The sequence below is a fragment of the Geobacter sp. SVR genome, from assembly GCF_016865365.1.
Lineage (GTDB): Bacteria > Desulfobacterota > Desulfuromonadia > Geobacterales > Pseudopelobacteraceae > Pelotalea.
Map to the genome: position 1 here is coordinate 67,601 of NZ_AP024469.1, position 16,555 is coordinate 84,155.

At 53.1% G+C, this 16,555-nt stretch carries 19 protein-coding genes and 1 pseudogene; 12 read left to right on the forward strand and 8 right to left on the reverse strand.

Going from position 1 to position 16,555, the window contains the following annotated elements:
* Window positions 1-11: 11 nt before the first annotated feature.
* Both GSVR_RS00290 and GSVR_RS00295 read left to right on the forward strand, forming a co-directional pair.
* A complete protein-coding gene (locus tag GSVR_RS00290) occupies window positions 12-302 on the forward strand; it encodes a Dabb family protein (RefSeq protein WP_173198032.1) in 291 nt (96 codons plus the stop codon).
* 242 nt (window positions 303-544) lie between these two features.
* Window positions 545-2,140 carry an acetyl-CoA hydrolase/transferase C-terminal domain-containing protein gene (locus GSVR_RS00295; protein ID WP_173198034.1) on the forward strand — a complete coding sequence of 532 codons (1,596 nt, stop codon included), beginning with the start codon at window positions 545-547 and terminating at the stop codon, window positions 2,138-2,140.
* A 121-nt stretch (window positions 2,141-2,261) separates the two neighbouring features.
* Here GSVR_RS00295 and xerC read toward each other — a convergent pair whose 3' ends face one another.
* The 3 genes from xerC to GSVR_RS00310 are packed head-to-tail and all read right to left on the reverse strand — an operon-like array spanning window position 2,262 to window position 5,418.
* Entirely contained in the window at window positions 2,262-3,161 is a 900-nt protein-coding gene (xerC, locus tag GSVR_RS00300; RefSeq protein WP_173198036.1) for a tyrosine recombinase XerC, read from the reverse strand.
* Window positions 3,162-3,166: 5 nt separating this feature from the next.
* Window positions 3,167-3,586, reverse strand: coding sequence for a hypothetical protein (locus tag GSVR_RS00305; protein ID WP_173198038.1), 420 nt, complete (start codon window positions 3,584-3,586; stop codon window positions 3,167-3,169).
* Complete coding sequence (locus GSVR_RS00310; RefSeq protein ID WP_173198040.1) at window positions 3,583-5,418, reverse strand: bifunctional homocysteine S-methyltransferase/methylenetetrahydrofolate reductase; 1,836 nt, start codon at window positions 5,416-5,418, stop codon at window positions 3,583-3,585. Before GSVR_RS00310 ends, GSVR_RS00305 begins: the two co-directional genes overlap by 4 nt.
* 199 nt (window positions 5,419-5,617) lie before the next feature.
* Here GSVR_RS00310 and GSVR_RS00315 point away from each other — a divergent pair, with 199 nt between their 5' ends.
* The 10 genes and pseudogenes from GSVR_RS00315 to GSVR_RS00360 all read left to right on the forward strand — a co-directional run bounded on the left by GSVR_RS00315 (window position 5,618) and on the right by GSVR_RS00360 (window position 13,270).
* Window positions 5,618-6,226, forward strand: a complete 609-nt coding sequence (locus GSVR_RS00315) for a DedA family protein (RefSeq protein ID WP_173198042.1) — start codon at window positions 5,618-5,620, stop codon at window positions 6,224-6,226.
* A 40-nt stretch (window positions 6,227-6,266) separates the two neighbouring features.
* Window positions 6,267-7,064, forward strand: a complete 798-nt coding sequence (gene pgeF / locus GSVR_RS00320) for a peptidoglycan editing factor PgeF (protein WP_173198044.1) — start codon at window positions 6,267-6,269, stop codon at window positions 7,062-7,064.
* A gap of 86 nt (window positions 7,065-7,150) precedes the next feature.
* Window positions 7,151-7,378, forward strand: a pseudogene (locus GSVR_RS00325) (magnesium chelatase domain-containing protein); the annotation flags it as partial.
* A 57-nt stretch (window positions 7,379-7,435) separates the two neighbouring features.
* The gene (locus GSVR_RS00330) at window positions 7,436-9,184 is read left to right on the forward strand and encodes a hypothetical protein (protein ID WP_173198046.1); all 1,749 of its coding nucleotides are present in this window, start codon (window positions 7,436-7,438) and stop codon (window positions 9,182-9,184) included.
* 296 nt (window positions 9,185-9,480) lie between these two features.
* Window positions 9,481-9,843 carry a helix-turn-helix domain-containing protein gene (locus GSVR_RS00335; protein WP_173198047.1) on the forward strand — a complete coding sequence of 121 codons (363 nt, stop codon included), beginning with the start codon at window positions 9,481-9,483 and terminating at the stop codon, window positions 9,841-9,843.
* Window positions 9,836-10,432, forward strand: coding sequence for an ImmA/IrrE family metallo-endopeptidase (locus GSVR_RS00340; RefSeq protein WP_173198057.1), 597 nt, complete (start codon window positions 9,836-9,838; stop codon window positions 10,430-10,432). The genes GSVR_RS00335 and GSVR_RS00340 overlap by 8 nt, the downstream gene beginning before the upstream one ends.
* A 340-nt stretch (window positions 10,433-10,772) precedes the next feature.
* Window positions 10,773-10,946, forward strand: coding sequence for a hypothetical protein (locus tag GSVR_RS00345; protein ID WP_173198059.1), 174 nt, complete (start codon window positions 10,773-10,775; stop codon window positions 10,944-10,946).
* A 3-nt stretch (window positions 10,947-10,949) separates the two neighbouring features.
* Window positions 10,950-11,126 carry a DUF3606 domain-containing protein gene (locus tag GSVR_RS00350; RefSeq protein WP_173198061.1) on the forward strand — a complete coding sequence of 59 codons (177 nt, stop codon included), beginning with the start codon at window positions 10,950-10,952 and terminating at the stop codon, window positions 11,124-11,126.
* A gap of 267 nt (window positions 11,127-11,393) precedes the next feature.
* Window positions 11,394-11,948 carry a thermonuclease family protein gene (locus GSVR_RS00355; RefSeq protein WP_173198063.1) on the forward strand — a complete coding sequence of 185 codons (555 nt, stop codon included), beginning with the start codon at window positions 11,394-11,396 and terminating at the stop codon, window positions 11,946-11,948.
* Between the two features lie 152 nt (window positions 11,949-12,100).
* Window positions 12,101-13,270, forward strand: a complete 1,170-nt coding sequence (locus GSVR_RS00360; RefSeq protein ID WP_173202480.1) for an IS4 family transposase — start codon at window positions 12,101-12,103, stop codon at window positions 13,268-13,270.
* Window positions 13,271-13,314: 44 nt separating this feature from the next.
* Here the strand turns inward: GSVR_RS00360 and GSVR_RS22275 are convergent, their stop codons facing one another.
* The 5 genes from GSVR_RS22275 to GSVR_RS00385 all read right to left on the reverse strand — a co-directional run bounded on the left by GSVR_RS22275 (window position 13,315) and on the right by GSVR_RS00385 (window position 16,530).
* Window positions 13,315-13,680 (reverse strand): DUF456 family protein, encoded by a 366-nt coding sequence (locus GSVR_RS22275; RefSeq protein ID WP_370552056.1) that lies wholly within the window; start codon window positions 13,678-13,680, stop codon window positions 13,315-13,317.
* 273 nt (window positions 13,681-13,953) lie between these two features.
* Window positions 13,954-14,121 carry a putative quinol monooxygenase gene (locus tag GSVR_RS00370; RefSeq protein WP_173201783.1) on the reverse strand — a complete coding sequence of 56 codons (168 nt, stop codon included), beginning with the start codon at window positions 14,119-14,121 and terminating at the stop codon, window positions 13,954-13,956.
* Window positions 14,118-14,324, reverse strand: a complete 207-nt coding sequence (gene xseB, locus GSVR_RS00375) for an exodeoxyribonuclease VII small subunit (protein WP_173201782.1) — start codon at window positions 14,322-14,324, stop codon at window positions 14,118-14,120. Before xseB ends, GSVR_RS00370 begins: the two co-directional genes overlap by 4 nt.
* Complete coding sequence (gene xseA / locus GSVR_RS00380; protein WP_173201781.1) at window positions 14,317-15,897, reverse strand: exodeoxyribonuclease VII large subunit; 1,581 nt, start codon at window positions 15,895-15,897, stop codon at window positions 14,317-14,319. Before xseA ends, xseB begins: the two co-directional genes overlap by 8 nt.
* A 276-nt stretch (window positions 15,898-16,173) precedes the next feature.
* Window positions 16,174-16,530, reverse strand: coding sequence for a DNA-binding transcriptional regulator (locus GSVR_RS00385; protein WP_173201780.1), 357 nt, complete (start codon window positions 16,528-16,530; stop codon window positions 16,174-16,176).
* Window positions 16,531-16,555: the final 25 nt, after the last annotated feature.

Below are 16,555 nucleotides of genomic sequence, written 5' to 3' on the forward strand. Positions count from 1 at the left end.
AATTTCAGCCAATGATCACCCACATCGTGTTTTTCAAACTGTCGAACCCTACCCCTGAAGGAATCGCAACGGTCCGTGAAAAGCTGCTCAGCATGCAGGGTAAAATCGCGGAACTGCGCCATTTGGAAGCGGGTATCGACGTAATCCGTTCCGAGCGTTCCTACGATGTTGCCCTTTACACGCGTTTCGATTCTCTCGACGATCTGCAGGCTTACCAGGTCCATCCCTACCATGCCGGCGAAGTTGTGCCGCTGATGAAGTCGCTCTGCTCCTCCATTGTTGCAGTGGATTACGAAGGCTGAATTCCGGCAGCGGGCAGGTCTCCGTTCGTATTCCCGGTTGCACCAGGCCTGAAAGTGTATACAATTTCCTTGACTTAGCGCAGTGCCTTGCGTAAAATTCAGTTTTACTTCTATCAGTCCGTCTGTAATCTGCTTTAAATTATCGAAATCATTTATTCTTTTTGAATTTTTCGGTGAAGGCGCGGATAACTGACCGAAACGGCCTATGCCCGTGGACACTATAAACAAACAGGAGGTAGAAAATGTCTGATTACGGAACACTGCAAGATCGCGTTCGCCACAAGTCACTTTTGAGCAAGGTCATGTCTCCCGAGGACACCATCCAGTTTTTCAAGCCGGGTATGAACCTTGGCTGGTCAGGCTTTACTCCTGCCGGCTACCCGAAAGTGGTGCCCATCGCCCTGGCCGATCACGTTGAGAAGAACAACCTCCAGGGCAAGTGGAAGTTCAACCTGTTCATCGGTGCTTCCGTAGGTGCGGAAACCGAAGACCGCTGGGCTTCGCTGGATATGATCGACCGCCGCTGGCCCTACCAGACCGGCAAGAACATAGCCGCCGGGATCAACGCCGGCCGCATCCGCATGGGCGACAAGCACCTCTCCCTGTTCGCCCAGGACCTGGGCTACGGCTACTACACCAAGGACACCGAGAGCGGCAAGCTCGATCTGGCCATCATCGAAGTTTCGGCCATCACCGAAGACGGCGCCCTGGTTCCGACCACCTCCTGCGGCGTCATTCCCGAAATCCTGATGATCTGCGACAAGATCATCGTCGAGGTCAACACCGGTCAGCCCTCTTTCGAAGGCATCCACGACCTGATCAGCCCGAAACATCCCCCCTTCCGTGAAGTATTCAACATCACCAGGGCTGACTCCCGTATCGGTTCTACCTCGATCCCCTGCGATCCGAGCAAGATCGTGGCCGTGGTCGAGTCCAAACTGCGCGACAAAGGACGTGCCTTTGCCGAGCAGGACGATACCTCCGAAGCGATCGCCAATCACATCCTCGACTTTTTCAAGTACGAAGTGAAGTCGGGCCGTATTCCCGACAACCTGCTGCCGCTGCAGTCGGGGGTCGGCTCCATCGCCAATGCCGTCGTGGGCGGTCTGGCCAAGGGTCCCTTCTACAACCTGACCGTTTTCACCGAGGTGCTTCAGGACACCATGCTGGACCTGTTCGACTCCGGCCGTCTTGATGCCGCTTCTTCCTGTTCGCTGTCGCTGTCCGAAAACCCGGGCTTCCCGCGCTTCTTCGAGAATTGGGAAAAGTATTTCAGCAAGATCACCCTGCGGCCGCTCTCGATCTCCAATGCTCCCGAACCGATCCGTCGCCTGGGGTGCATCGCCATGAACACCCCGGTCGAGATCGACATCTACGCCCACGCCAACTCGACCCTGGTCGGCGGTACCCGCATGATCAACGGTCTGGGCGGTTCCGGCGACTTCCTGCGCAACGGTAAGATCAAGCTTATGCACACTCCGTCGTCCCGTCCGAGCAAGACCGACCCCAACGGCATTTCCTGCGTTGTGCCGCACTGCTCGCACATCGACCACACCGAGCACGATCTGGATGTCGTGGTTACCGAGCAGGGTCTGGCCGACCTGCGCGGTTTGGCGCCGAAGGACCGCGCCAAGTTGATCATCGAGAAGTGTGCTCACCCGGACTACAAGCCGATCCTCCAGGAATACCTGGATATCGCTTCCAAGGACTGCCTGGCACGTAAGGTCGGCCACGAGCCGCAGATGTGGGACCGCGCCTTCAAGATGCACCTCAACCTGGAGAAGAACGGCACCATGAAGATCAAAAACTGGGACGTCAAGATCGACCTCTGCGAATAAGCGTTCCTTTTGTGCAGCAAGCAACCCCCGCCGGTTTCCGGCGGGGGTTTTTTTATGGAATCAGGCTGATAGGACGATGCGGATGTGGCAGGGATGGTGTTTGGGCAGGTGAGGGACTCGCTTATCCTTCGCTTTTCGTATGGGCTTTGGGATGAGCCTTGTCGTAGACCTCCATCAGGCGGTCGATGCCGACATGGGTATACTTCTGGGTGGTGGAGAGGGAGGCATGCCCCAAGAGCTCCTGAATGGCGCGCAGGTCCGCTCCTCCCTCCAGCATGTGGGTGGCAAAGGTATGCCGCAGGACATGGGGGGAGATGCGTTTGAAGGCAGCGATACGCAGTACATGCGCATCAACGATGCGCGCGACGCTCCGGCGGTTGATCCTGTTGCCGCGGGTGTTCAGAAACAGTGCACCCTCGGATGGCATGCCCCTGTCCGCCAGGTACGCCCGCAGGGCCGTTATTGCCTTGCTCCCCACCGGAACGATACGTTCCTTGCCCCCCTTGCCCAGAACCCGCAGCATGCCCCCGGGCAGATCGACATCAGCGATATCCAGTCCGGTCAGTTCCGAAACCCTCAATCCACAGGAGTATAGCGTTTCCAGGATGGCTCTGTCACGCAGCATCCAGTCCTGATCGTCGGCCGCCTCCATTAACGTGGTTGCCTGATCGATATTCAGATGAAACGGCAGACGGCTCTCTTTTTTGGGGGTGGCGATCAGTTCAGCCGGGTTCCTGGCAATGACGCCGCGCCGCACGAGAAATTTGAAAAAGCTGCGTATGGCAGCAAGCTTGCGGCCGACGGAGCTTTTTTTGACGTTTTTGGCAATCAGCGCCAGAAAACGCCGCAGCAGCAGGTGATCCACGTCCGCGGCGCCGGCCCGAGCCCCCTTTTCCCCGGTAACAAAAGCCTCAAGCTGGGCCAGGTCGCGCCGGTAAGCGGCCAGGGTGTGTCCGGACGCATTCCGTTCGGTTTCCAGGTAGACGCAGAAACAGCGGATCTGATCGGAGAGTCCTTCCATGACTGTTATTCGAACAGGGGCAGAACGCTTTTGAGTTTCCAGCTCTTGGCTTCATTCGTTCGGTGGTAGACCCACTCCTGCTGGTAGGTCAGTGTCCGGATGCGGTTGGAGGGGAGGATGTAGTAGTCGAATTCGGCGACAACATCACCGGTGCCCTTGTCAGGCAGACATTCCATGGTGAGGATGCGGTAATCCGTGATGGTGACCCCCTGCTTCCGGAACCTCTCGGCCGATTTCAGGAAGGCCTCACGCCCCTCGTCCACCATGAAGGCTCTGCCGGCATCGGGTACCTCATGCCAGCGTAGCATCTTGTTGTAATTGCGGGCGCTCTTGTCGAATTCCTCGCGCAGATTGGCGGAACTGCCTGCACAGGCCGCCACCAGCAGGCAGCAGAGCAGGAGGAGCATCTGCAGGGTTCTTGTCATATGCTTTTCCTTTCGCGTGTATGGATATATTCGACCAGCTCCAGCGCCAGTTCGACCTTGCCGAAGGGGGGTATCAGATAATAGCCCCCCACCGCCTCGAAGGTGGCGTCGATGAATTCCCGGGCAATAGCCAGTCCTTCCCGGACGCCGGCCTCTTTTTCCAGTCCTTTCATCCGGGCAAGAACCGGGTCGGGAATCGAGATGCCGGGAACTTCGTTATGCAGAAAAGCGGCGTTGCGTTCACTGACCAGGGGCATGATGCCGGGAAGAACCGGAATGTTGCAGGCGTGGGTCAGATGCAGGGCATCCAGAAATACCGCCGGGTCGTAGACCGGCTGGGTCTGGGCGAAAACCGCGCCGTTGGCGACCTTTTTTTGCAGCCGCTCGACCTGTACGAGTGTGTTCGAGGTGTTGGGATTGAAAGCGGCCCCGATCGTGAAGCCGGTGCCGCGGCCGATCGGGTTGCCGATGGCATTGACCCCACGGTTCAGGTCGGAGAGAAGCTTGATAAGCGTGAAGGAGTGCAGGTCAAAGACCGATTTGGCCCCGGCGTGATCGCCCATGGTGGCGGGGTCGCCGGTCACTGCCAGGATCGAGCGGATTCCCATCAGGCTGGCACCCATCAGGTCCGATTGCATGCCGATCAGATTGCGGTCGCGGCCGGTGATATGGACGATGACCTCGATGCCGACCTGCTGCTGGATCAGACTTCCCAGGGCGATGTTGCCCATGCGCGGCCGCGCCAGGGGATTCTCGGCAAGATTGATGGCATCCACACCCGCTTGCTTGAGCCTCCGGCTCCCCTCGATGATGCGGCTGCAATCCATTCCTTTGGGGGGATCGAGTTCAACGGTGATGATCTTGCGACGGCCCCATTCATCCAGAAAGGAGGCAGCCCCGGTCTGGATCGTTCTGCCGGTCTCCATGACGTCGGTGAGCTGCGGCTGCGGTCGCGGGACTGGCCTGTGGGTCTTCAGGGCTCTGCTGACCGCGGCGATATGCTCGGGGGTCGTGCCGCAGCATCCGCCGATCAGCGTGGCCCCTGCCTCGGCCATTTCAACCGCCATGGCGGCAAAATAGTCAGGGGTGGCCCGGTAGATGTACCGTCCTTCGCGATATTCCGGGAATCCGCTGTTGGCGTAGGCGGCGATCGGCCGGGTGCTCAGGGCGGCCAACCGGCGCACCACGTTGGCCAGCTCAAGCGGACCGGCACCGCAGTTGGCGCCGATTATGTCGGTCCCGGCGGTCTCCATGGATTGGCTGAACTGCTCCACGGTAGTGCCGTCACCGCTGCGTCCCCCCTCCAGAAAGGCCATCGAGGCGCAGACCGGCAGCCCGGTCTCTCCGGCAGCCTGAATAGCTGCCATGAGCTGCTTCAGCGAGGAAAAGGTCTCCAGCATGAACAGATCGATCCCCTCCGTTGCCAGCGCCTGACACTGGCAACGGAAGATCTCCCGCATTTCGTCGCTCTCCAGTTCCCGCTCATCCCCCTTACCGCGCGAGAGTGGTCCCACGGACCCTGCCACCAGGACATCGCGTCCCTGCCGGGCTGCCTGACGGGCGATGCGTACGCCGGCTGCGTTGATATCCGCCACCTTATGTCCCAATCCGATAGCCGAGAGTTTGGTCCAGTTGGCGCCAAAGGTATTGGTTTCAATCACCTGGGCGCCGACGGCCACGTACTCGTCTGCCAACTCTTGCACCAAAGCGGGGCGGACAAGGTTCAGGTGCTCGAAATTGCTGTCGAGGCTGACCCCTTTGGCGTAGAGCATGGTCCCCACGGCTCCGTCGCCGGTAAGGATTTCGGTTTTAAGCCTGTCGATGACATTCATGGATTATCCACTTCGGATGGCAGGAGTGACACGTTCGGGGACGGGCAATGGTGCATCTGCGGAAACTTCCTTGCAAAATCTGGTTCATCCCTCATGCTTGCCGCAGTGTGAACGGTACATCCGGCTTTCTGTTGCCGGAATTCCCGAGATGGGGTATAAGAATCAATCGTCCTGTTGGGCAGCAAGGGAGTCTTTTTCAATGCATGAAATCGTTCAATGGTTGCTGAATACAATCGGTGCTTTGGGCTACCCCGGCGTTTTCATGCTGATGGCCATGGAGAGCTCGGTCATCCCCATACCAAGCGAGTTGGTCATGCCGCCTGCCGGTTATCTGGCATTTCAGGGCAAAATGAACATGACTGCTGCCATCCTGTGCGGCACCTTCGGCAGCCTGGCGGGCGCTTATGCCAACTACTTCGCCTCGCACTATCTGGGGCGTCCGCTGATTATCAAATATGGCAGGTACGTCCTGATTCCGCCCGAAAAATTCGAGCGGGTGGAAAAATTTTTCCTGCAACACGGCGAGATTTCCACCTTTATTGGCCGTTTGTTGCCGGTGGTGCGTCATCTCATCTCGATTCCGGCCGGCCTGGCAGGCATGAACCATCTACGGTTCTCGCTCTACACCCTGCTGGGAGCCGGGATCTGGTGCAGCATCCTGACCGGTATCGGCTACGTTATCGGCGAAAATCAGCAGTTGATCATGCAGTACGCCCACAAGGCGCTGGTGTGGGTAGTTCTTTTCTGTGCCCTGCTGCTGGCGGCCTACATCTGGCGGCAGCGGCGGCGTATGGGTATTAAAGCGTAAAGCATCAGAGAAGGCAAAGGGTTTTTGGGAGGAAAAAAACATGCAGATGAAGCGCAACGGGCGCATCCACTATATCGCTCCGGAATTCGGAACTTCCCCCTGTTCCATACAGGGTTTCACCACGCGTCACGAGGGGGTCTCGCGGCCTCCGTACAATTCACTGAACCTGGGTACCAACACGCTCGATCCACCCCACAACGTGGAGGGCAACCGCAGCCTGTTGGCGCGCGCCTTTGACGTGGCCCAGGATCAACTGGTCACGGTACGCCAGTCTCACGGCAGCGATATACTGGTGATAGACGAGCCCAACCAGGATTATGCCCATTTTCTCAGTGTGGAGAGCGATGCGATCATGACCAACCAGCCGGGCGTCATGATCGGCGTGTGCGTGGCTGATTGCGCACCGGTGCTGCTGGTGGACCCCGAAAAACGGGTTGTTGCGGCCGTGCATGCCGGCTGGAAGGGTACTGCCGCCGGGCTGGTGTCCAAAACCGTGGCCGGGATGAAGGCCCTGTTCGATTGTAATGCCACGGACATCCGGGCAGCCATCGGTCCCTGCATTGGTACATGCTGCTACGAAGTTGACACTCCGGTCAAACAGGCGTTCCTTCAGGGGGGCATCCATTGGGAGGGCTGCGCGGAACCTTCCGGCGACGGCAAATGGCGATTGAGCCTGTCGGCTGCCAACCGGGAACTGCTGCGTGCGGCCGGGGTACCGGATGCCGCCGTTCAGGTTTCGGAGATGTGCGTCTGCTGCCAGCGCGAACTGTTCTTCTCGTATCGCCGTGATGGGGGTGAAACCGGGCGGCAGATGGGGTTCATCATGTTGCAGCCGTAGCGTCGGGGGACTCTTGAGTCCATCGAGCCAGACTCCCGGGACTCTCTAGACTACCTGACCATAGACTCTCAGACTGGGGGTTGACTATGCTCGCCAAGGTCCTCAGCAGCGCCCTGATCGGTATCGATGCCATTCTGGTTGATGTGGAGGTCGATCTGGCCCCCGGCCTGCCGGCATTTGCAACGGTGGGGCTGCCGGATGGCGCGGTCAAGGAGAGCAAGGACCGGGTCCGGGCAGCCCTCAAGAACTCCGGCTACGATTTTCCGACCCGCCGCATCACCGCCAATCTGGCGCCGGCCGATATCAGGAAAGATGTCGGCAACATTGCTATTTGCAAAACACTACAGTATTTGCAAAATAGATAGCGATAAATGCAAGCGCCGCCTTCAGATAAAAAGAGGTACTACTTCAAACACCTTGATTTTCCTGGAGTCTGGAAGATCATCTGGTTTGGCAGACTTTCAAGATTAGATGAAGGTTCCGATGCTGTTTCCATATACGTTTATGTCGGTAAACTCACTTCCCTCGCCCAAAACACCTACGCCCTGCCACTCGAATACAAACGCGTAAATCTCCCGATAGGCGATTTTCCAGTCCTTTATATCGGTGCCGTGCTTGAAAACGGTTTCCTTTTTTTCACCGAAGAACTCCCAAGCAAATTCTACAAAACTCATGATATTAAAATAGATCTTACGAAAGAGCATATCGGGGCCATCCCTCGTATGGCAAGAGACGATGCCGGCTATCTCGTCTCTACAACGCAGCAATGGGGTTTCTATCAAGAGCCACAGGCTGACTCATATCTCCTCGGCTTCAATTATAACAACAACCCTTACGGCATTATCATCCCTTGTGCGGAGATATTGAGGTTTTTCTATTGTTATGCCTCCAATATGGCGAAGGTTATGACCAGTGATCGTATATTGAACCCTGGCCGATGGCTTTATGATCTTAAAAAAACACGTTTTGATGCAAAGACTGGTACAGTATTCCTAAAACCTCGCTTGACAGTAAGTCGCAATTCCGCCCTTTACCTCGCCAACTTTATCTCCGGCTACTTCAAGATGGATCGTGCACAGCAAATCCCTACACAGGTGGCGGTCATCTCCCGAAGTGAGCCGGAAAGGCCTTTTGTGGTATTCCCCCCCTTGGATGGGCCATGCGTTATTAATGCATCATACCATACCCATGAAAATCACTTGGGAAAGCAAATAATTATCACCAGAGTTATCTGTGCGGACCTGCGGCCGAATTTCGATGCAATAGTAATGGGACGCAGCATAGGGATCCATGGTGAAGAAAAGGAGCGACGGGCCCCGGCAAAAATTACAAAAATCAGAATTAAAAATCGATCAGATCAGCCCGTGAGACTTAACCCAGGAGCTGTCAATCCTTCTCTCGGGAAGGAAGAAAACTTTGACGATGAGCTTGGGCAGCGTTTCCCTAATATGGCAGAAGTCGCTCAACGTCCCTTTTTTGAAGAAAAGAACCAAATGGACCCTGCTGCGCACCAAGTTAATGCGAAGCATCCCGAGGGATCGACGAATGATAAGGGCTCATCAGATTCAGATCTCCATCAAACTATAATTTTGCCAAACGAGAGCCCTCAGGACGATGATGAGATGGCTGCATTTGACCGTATCGTGAAAGCTCTAGTGGTGATTAAATCAACTTCCTTAGCCGAAGTGGAGTTTCTGGGGCTCACTGAGCTTATTGAAAAAGCCGATGATATCGATGCTGGTGTTATTTACAATTTTCCCAACCTGGAACATACAGAATCTTGGGTATATGTTGACCACATCAATGTTCGGCGTAGGAGAATCTTAATCGCATCGCTGATAAAGGGCTCGGCCAAACGATTTTTAATTGAATTCGAACAAAGGAGTTGGGGAGAATGTCCGACTATGGTCATTTGGGACTCCGATGGCGAAGTCTCTGACAAGGATGTATTATTCGCCGTCACTGAATGCATAAAAAACCAAGCTATTTACATAGAAAACCGTTCTTTCAAGCACTCTTGGTCAAAGCTCAGGCATTCGTGGAAGAAGAATGAGCACACAAAGCCGGATCATTTCCTGGATAGAATTTTTTCAGCCCAATTGTTACTGGAAGAGATCTAGCTACAAGTTGTGGTGGGGGATAAGCTGTCTACACCAGATGCCCCAAGCAAGAGAATACCGCATTCAAGATATCTTATTGTTGACATGTAATGAAATTTGGGTTATAGGGGGAATATATTGTGGTTAAATGCAGAATAACCTCAATATATAGTGATATTATTTTTTACGCTGATATAGCGTAAATGTTCTTGACATAGTTCGCCTTCGCAAGGTATATTCATTTTACGCTGGAATAGCGTAACTTTGCAATGCACCAATTTTCCACAATGAGGGGGGAAGGAAAGGAGGCGAGCGCAATGGCGACGAGTTTCGGACAGCTGCTGAAAGAAGCTCGCAAGAAGAAGGAAAAGACACTCAAGGAGGTCAGCCAGGTTGCAGGACTCTCACTGAGCTACATCAGCGACATGGAGCAGGAGCGAAAGAAGGCACCAGCGATTGATGTAGTAAGGAAAATCGAGGCATATCTAGAAATCACTGATGGATCCCTCGTAAGGGCGGCGAACGCCGAAGTGAACACTCGCAACGAGGTAAGAACTATTTTTCGGAAACGACCGGAACTGAATACTGCTCTGCTACGCGTGGCGGAAGATTGTACCGAAGAAGAAGTGAATGAGCTGATAAATGAAATGTTAAAACGGAAGGGCAAACTGAATGAGTAACTCACACTTTTCTTTCAGTCCCATGAGTGGCAGGCAGATAGATCAACTTGCCAATTCCTACCTCTCCTATTATCAGCCAGAGGCCCTGAGAAACCCTGCACCGTTTGATGTCCATCGGTTCGTTGACACGAAGCTGGAAGATCTGACCGGGGTGGTGCCTGTCTATTCACGAGACCTTCCGCCAGAAATATATGGTCTCACAGACAGCTCAGAAAATCGGCTAGAAATACAGGAGACGCTTGCCGAGGACCCATTCCAGGAAAAATTTTTTCGTTCAACTTTGGCACATGAGGCAGGGCACTGCATCATTCATGTTCCTCAGTTGCGGAAAATAAATAGAGGGCATGTGTTCAGGCAAGCGAAGGAAGATGGGGCTGAAGGAGGGGTTAAGCTCTATCGGAAGGATGATATCCCGCTGTACTGCAACCCGGAGTGGCAGGCTTTTCGTTTTGCAGGGGCGTTGTTAATACCGGAGGGACCACTACGAATGATGCTCGCTAGCAACGCGAGTACCAGCGAGATTGCTGATACGTTTAATATCCACCCAGCATTCTTGCGGTCAAGGATGAAGGCTTTAAAGCTTACATAATTAGAAAAGCTCCAACGTTTCCAGACGTTAGAGCTTTTCCCCGAAAGACAGGCTTCGGGGGGCTTGCGACCAGTAATTCCCTTAACGGAGTAAGTTACCAAATACTCTCCTGGTTTGCAAGGTCTAAATCGCCTGTCGGAAAGGATAGGTGCCCACTATGGAAACAGTGGAACGACCTGGTAAGCGGCTAATTTTCGTTGCGTACATCACCATCAACGGTGTCCGGCGTTACGCAAGTCAATACGGCCGTAAGGCGTGGCCCATCTGGGTAGACGCCTAAACCACAACCAGAGAGGGGGCTTGCCCCCTCCCGCAACCCGCAAACCACGGAGGTAACAAAATGGCAACAAATCCACCGACCGGCGACGGTCACAGAAACGGCATGGTGAGAGAAAGAAGTCAGGTCTACAACCCGAAGACTGATACTTGGACGAAGCGGGACACAAATACCGGTAAGTTCATGGATCAGAAGGCGGATGGTTCGCCCTTCAAAGGCGTCCGGAAGGAGAAATAGCTCATGTCCGATAACAAAAACCTGACAGGTTCACCAGATAACAAGCGAATCGATATCCACGACCCCAACGAAGTCCGTAACTGGACAAAGTCTTTTGGATGTACCGCGGAGGAACTGAAAAAAGCGGTAAACACGGTGGGGACCTCTGCAACAGCCGTAAAAAAACAACTGAGCAAGTAATATAGAAAGCATCCTGGCTTGCCCTCCTGTTTCGATGGGAGGGCTTTTTTATTGTCAGCATGAAACGAAATTTACACAGGTCAGGCCCGCCTCCACCTTCACAGAGGCAGTTCTTGCTTCGCATCAAGGGCGACCAACATGGGTTCTATTATTTATAAAGGAAAGTGACGGCGAGATCTCTATCATCGGCAAAGGTGGTGAGGATTTTTCCGCGGCGTGGAGTGATGAGATGGCATTGAAATAAGAATCACGAAAGAGAGGTTGTTGATGATTAAATTGATTGTTCCTTTGTTTGCCATTCTCTTTGCCTTCCCGGCCTTTGCCAAAGATCCAATCCGGACAATCGAGGGGATAGTTACCAAGGTATCTGATGGCGATACGTTGCAGGTGACGGATCCATTGGGTACAAAGGTAAAGGTTCGACTTTATGGAGTCGATGCGCCGGAAACTCAGAAAAGCAACAAGAAGACTGGGCGGATCAGTAAGCCAGGCCAACCATATGGCGAAGAGGCATTCCAGGCCCTACTGGGTAAAACATTCAGAATGAATGTAAGGCTCGATGTCATGGACATAGACCGATACAAGCGTACGGTCGGCATTGTCTGGGTCAACGGTCGGAACATCAACCGCGAAATGGTGTTAGAAGGTTTTGCTTGGGCCTACAGACAGTATCTCGATCGCCCCCATGCGAGCGAATACCTTGCGGCAGAAGAGCATGCGAGAAAAGCAAAGTTGGGCCTCTGGCAGCAAGACAATCCTCAACCACCATGGGAGTTCAGGAAGTCACTCAGGAAAGGGCATCATGGCAGAGAAACTTGGTAATGAAGAAATTATCACTACTGTCCGGTTAATTTCGAATGTACTGGCTTAACCACCTGATTATTAATGTTCTTTGACACGATTGTTCTTTTTTCGATTTGAATTCATCCCGGGGCTCCGGGGTGGTACCTTCCTGACAGCTCAGGAGGGTACCAATGAACTCTGGCCATACCGTCTTTCGGCAACTGCTTCAGTATCTTCCACGACATGAGTTCAATGTCTGCGTTCACCGATATCGCGGTGAGTACTGGGCCAAGAGTTTTTCCACATTCGACCAGTTTCTTTGTCTGGCGTATGCCCAGATGACCGGGCGTGAGAGTTTGCGGGACATTGAAACCTGTCTGAACTCTCATCAGGAGAAACTCTACCACATTGGATTTCGTGGTGATGTCTCCCGCACGACGCTTGCCGATGCGAACGAGCGCAGGGATTGGCGGATCTTTCAGGATTTTGGCCAGATCCTGATCGGTCTTGCCCAAGAGCTTTACAAGGGTGATCCGCTTGCCATCGAATTGAAGCAACCACTATTTGCTTTTGACTCTACGACTATTGATCTCTGCCTGACGTTGTTTCCGTGGGCCGAATTCCGGAAAACCAAGGCAGCGGTCAAGATGCACACGCTGATTGACCTGCGTGGAATAATCCCGACATTCGTAGCAATTACCACCGGCAAAGTGAATGATGTAAAGTTGCTGGACAGAATGCCGGTTCAAGAAGATGCCATCTATACCATGGATCGCGGCTATGTTGATTATGCACGCTTGTTCGCAATTCATAAGCAGGGCGCATTCTTCGTCATAAGGGCCAAAGACAACCTGAAATTCAAGCGCCTCTACTCTGCACCAAAAGATAAGGAAACAGGTATACGGGCCGACCAGGTTATCACCTTGGTAACGATAAAATCGAAGAAGGGATATCCAGAACGGCTACGCCGGGTCAGCTATGTTGACAAAGAGCGAAACAAACGTCTGGTATTTCTAACCAACAACTTTGACATCCCGGCAAAGACAGTTGCTGACGTCTACAAGCAGAGGTGGCAGGTGGAGCTGTTCTTCAAGTGGATCAAGCAGCACCTGCGATTCAAGAAGTTTTACGGAACATCCGAAAATGCTGTTAAAAGCCAGATATGGGTCGGGCTCTGCATGTACCTGCTCGTGGCTATCGCCAAAAAACGACTCGGTATTCCGTGCTCGCTATACACTTTTCTACAGATTCTTGAGGTCAACTTATTCGAGAAAAAGCCCATTTCATCACTGGTTACAGAGGGTCTCAAGCAGAAAGCTGGCACTCTCGACTATAACCAGTTGAACTTATTCAATTATTAACCGGACAGTAGTGAGAAATTATATCGATTTGAAGATATCTGTTGTCAGCCATGCTTATGAAATGCTTGGTCTGATAACGGAATTGGAGAAAAAAAGAGGTTCCAGAGATGCTGGTGGTCCATCGGAGGTTTCTCGTAGAGCATACCGATTAGGACGAACGTGGCCTGCATTCTCCCCGATAACCGCCCCGACAAAAGGACCAAACAGGATACCGGATTCCCAGGATGCCCTACGATACCAACTATAGCGGCACCTGCCATGGCACGTTTTGAACCACCATATCTCTTCACCCCCAGCACGGAGGCAGCGTACTCAACCACATAGGTAAGCACAGCCATGGCTGCTCGAACCAGGAGCGTCCAGAGTTCTTCCGCCCATGCCCCGAGCAGCAATCCCGGTGCTCCCGGCACTGCCGGCAGCAGGAGTCCGGACAATCCAGTGACTGTAAGAATAGCCCGATTAGCCAGAGTATCATTGACTGATCAGGCATGACTTGCACCATTCTAGTTGCCATCTGAACCTTCACCTGCAGCTACAGCCTTGAAGCTCGCAGCCGCACTTCCTGCAGGCGTTGTCCCAATCCGGGTGGCCGGCCAGTATTGCTCGCTGCTTGGCGTCAAGCCGTTTCACTTCAGCTCCCATTTCCTAGTTGTATTGCATTTCAAACATGGCAATACTCGTACTTAAGAAATTTCCGTCATTTTCTGTACGATCTTCTCGATGAGCAGATCCTCGACAGCAGCGGCGTATGTCTGGAAATGGGCTGATGCAAGATGTTGATCCAGGCAGAAGAGGTTTTTCCAGTTCTCATAGAACAGGAACATCTCAGGGGTTTCGTTGTACTGACTCACTCGCTTTCCAGCTCTTTGAATGCGTCTAGCACTTCGGTCTCAACCTGTTTGAGCTTCATATCGAGCTCCCTGATCAGCCGGGCTCCCTCCTTGACATCTTCTGCCAGCTTGTCGATGGGGGTTTCCGAATTATCGAGCCGGGTCAGGATCTCATCCAGTCTAGCTACTTTCTGCTCATACGTAAGCTCGTTCGCCTCACTCACGGTTAGCCTCCTTTGCGGTTACCTCGCTGAGGAGCGTGCCGTCAGCCAGGCGAGTGGTAATTGTCTGTCTCTCTGTAATATCACCAATTGATCTGATGAGTGTCCCATTCGCTCCATACACCAAGGCGAACCCACGCTGCAGAGCGTTTTGCGGGTCTATAGCCTTCAGGGTGCCCATCTTGTCGCTCAGGCTGGCGCGAGCTGTCGTGACCCGAAGAAGAATCCGCTCTTCTTTCAACCGACCCTTCAGACTGGCCAGTTCCATAGACTTGAATCTGAGAGCGGAAATGAACATGTGCCTCAGTTGGTGCCGTTTCCTTTCGTTACTGTCACTCTCGACTAGCAGACACCGCACGAACCGCTCTTTCTCAAAGCGTTGTTTCAAGCCGGACTGAGTGTCTCTGGACCGAGAAAGCCGATAATTCGCTTGAGATCTGAGTTTTTGTCGCTTGGCTACCAAGCGCTCCGAGAGGGTTTTGGTACGAGCCGGCGGTTGTGAGTGTAATTTCTCGGTTCTTCTTCCGAGAGAAATCTGCTCGGTTGCCAGCCGCTCCTGCACCTTCAGTCGCAATTCCTTGGCTTGCCCTCGTAGGGATGAAGCTGTTACATCCAAAAGTTTCCTCGGCCCTTGCTGGATACCGGTAAAAGCCCTTGCAATGTACTCGCGGTCGATTTTCAACCGGTAGGCCCAGACGGTTTTCAAGGTACTAGTTGCCTCGTCCAGTTGGCGGCGCATCTGGACAAAGCGGGCAACCAGTTCCTCTGCTGCAGCGGTCGGTGTTTTGAATGACCGGTTGGCAACATAGTCGAGCACGCTTGTGTCGATCTCATGCCCGATCCCAGTCCAGACAGGCTTGTCGTAGGATGCAATCCTTCGAGCGATTGCCTCGTTGTCCAGAAAGTAGAGGTCAGTTTTGCTCCCACCTCCCCGGACGATGAAAACAAGATCTACATCAAGCCTTGCAATCGTGTCCAATGCCCGCAGGACCGATTTTTCTGTCTGGTCACCCTGGACCATGGCATCAGCCAAGCAAATCTTGAAACCGTAGCCGGATGTCGTGAGGGTCTGGATAAAGTCGTTGTACGCCGCGCTGCCGGCGCTGGTGATCAGGCCAAGACGTAGCGGCAGAAACGGAACAAGGAGTTGCTTGTTCGTCTCGAACAAACCTTCTTTTTGGAGGCATTCGAGGATTTCGCGCTTCTTCAGTTCCATCTCACCCAGAGCGATCGAAGGATCAGCATCGATGACTCTGAGTGACAGGCCATACTGGGAGCTGAACTGGAGAGAACAGAGGAAGCCGACCACCGTACCATTGGTGAGCACCAGATCCATACTCCTGGCTTTGAAAGCCCTCCTGATCGTGGAGAGCTCGTTCTGCCAGATAGTGCAGGCGACTTTGGCGACAATCCTTCCACCTGCATCCGTCTCGACCAGATCACAGTAGAAGGCACCACCGCGCTCACGCCCCGTCGAGATTTCAGCTTTTACCCAGAACTGCTTGCTGATTGCAGGTTCAAGCAGTTCCGTGATCCGCTTGGTAATTGCAGAAAGGTGGAAGAATTTTCTTTCCATACAGCGGCTACCTACTCAGGATGATGTTGCTGATTTTTGAGATCATATCGAACCCGATTCTCGCCTGCCTGTGTAGTGATGGTATTTGTTTCAGCACGTGGACGACCTTGGTATCTAGGGGGTATTCTCGGTATCAGCCCACCCCCCGTGATGAATTTGGCAATCAGGTTACGGAGTGTTTCCGGATTGACCCTTCTGCTGTGGTAAGTTGAGCGATTCTATTCCACAAACGCGGACTCGCGGACGCCACAAGAGGATACCTGTTTGGCAGGAAAATTAACCCTTCCTCTCCTCATTCAAGATAATTCCCATTATTAGCGACCTCGCCATTGCATGACCGGGTGCATCAAATCCATTCTTAAGCTTTTGAATTATGCTGTCAACCGAAGGAGCAGCCACCTCGTTTCGGTCATCATTTAAAATATTCATACAATGAATAATAATTGAACCTGGTGGATCAACGGCACCCCCCTCGTATTTGGATACCTCACTCTGTGCTTTTCCCAGTAGATGTGCAAACTTAATCTGTGTTAGCCCGGACTTTTTGCGCGCTCTTTTGACAATGTCACTGGCGGGGATTACACTATTATTGATGTTGTTGTCCATAAAATGCATAAATTGATTATTATTCATGTGTTGAATATTTTGTCAAGAAATG

Coding starts and splice junctions, on each gene's coding strand:
- GSVR_RS00330 (WP_173198046.1), top strand. CDS start 7,436: ATGCAAGCGCCGCCTTCAGATAAAAAGAGGTACTACTTCAAACACCTT.
- GSVR_RS00360 (WP_173202480.1), top strand. CDS start 12,101: ATGAACTCTGGCCATACCGTCTTTCGGCAACTGCTTCAGTATCTTCCA.
- GSVR_RS00340 (WP_173198057.1), top strand. CDS start 9,836: ATGAGTAACTCACACTTTTCTTTCAGTCCCATGAGTGGCAGGCAGATA.
- xseA (WP_173201781.1), bottom strand. CDS start 15,897: ATGGAAAGAAAATTCTTCCACCTTTCTGCAATTACCAAGCGGATCACG.
- GSVR_RS00345 (WP_173198059.1), top strand. CDS start 10,773: ATGGCAACAAATCCACCGACCGGCGACGGTCACAGAAACGGCATGGTG.
- GSVR_RS00305 (WP_173198038.1), bottom strand. CDS start 3,586: ATGACAAGAACCCTGCAGATGCTCCTCCTGCTCTGCTGCCTGCTGGTG.
- pgeF (WP_173198044.1), top strand. CDS start 6,267: ATGCAGATGAAGCGCAACGGGCGCATCCACTATATCGCTCCGGAATTC.
- GSVR_RS00295 (WP_173198034.1), top strand. CDS start 545: ATGTCTGATTACGGAACACTGCAAGATCGCGTTCGCCACAAGTCACTT.
- GSVR_RS00290 (WP_173198032.1), top strand. CDS start 12: ATGATCACCCACATCGTGTTTTTCAAACTGTCGAACCCTACCCCTGAA.
- GSVR_RS00335 (WP_173198047.1), top strand. CDS start 9,481: ATGGCGACGAGTTTCGGACAGCTGCTGAAAGAAGCTCGCAAGAAGAAG.
- xerC (WP_173198036.1), bottom strand. CDS start 3,161: ATGGAAGGACTCTCCGATCAGATCCGCTGTTTCTGCGTCTACCTGGAA.
- GSVR_RS00385 (WP_173201780.1), bottom strand. CDS start 16,530: ATGAATAATAATCAATTTATGCATTTTATGGACAACAACATCAATAAT.
- GSVR_RS00350 (WP_173198061.1), top strand. CDS start 10,950: ATGTCCGATAACAAAAACCTGACAGGTTCACCAGATAACAAGCGAATC.
- GSVR_RS00355 (WP_173198063.1), top strand. CDS start 11,394: ATGATTAAATTGATTGTTCCTTTGTTTGCCATTCTCTTTGCCTTCCCG.
- GSVR_RS00310 (WP_173198040.1), bottom strand. CDS start 5,418: ATGAATGTCATCGACAGGCTTAAAACCGAAATCCTTACCGGCGACGGA.
- GSVR_RS00315 (WP_173198042.1), top strand. CDS start 5,618: ATGCATGAAATCGTTCAATGGTTGCTGAATACAATCGGTGCTTTGGGC.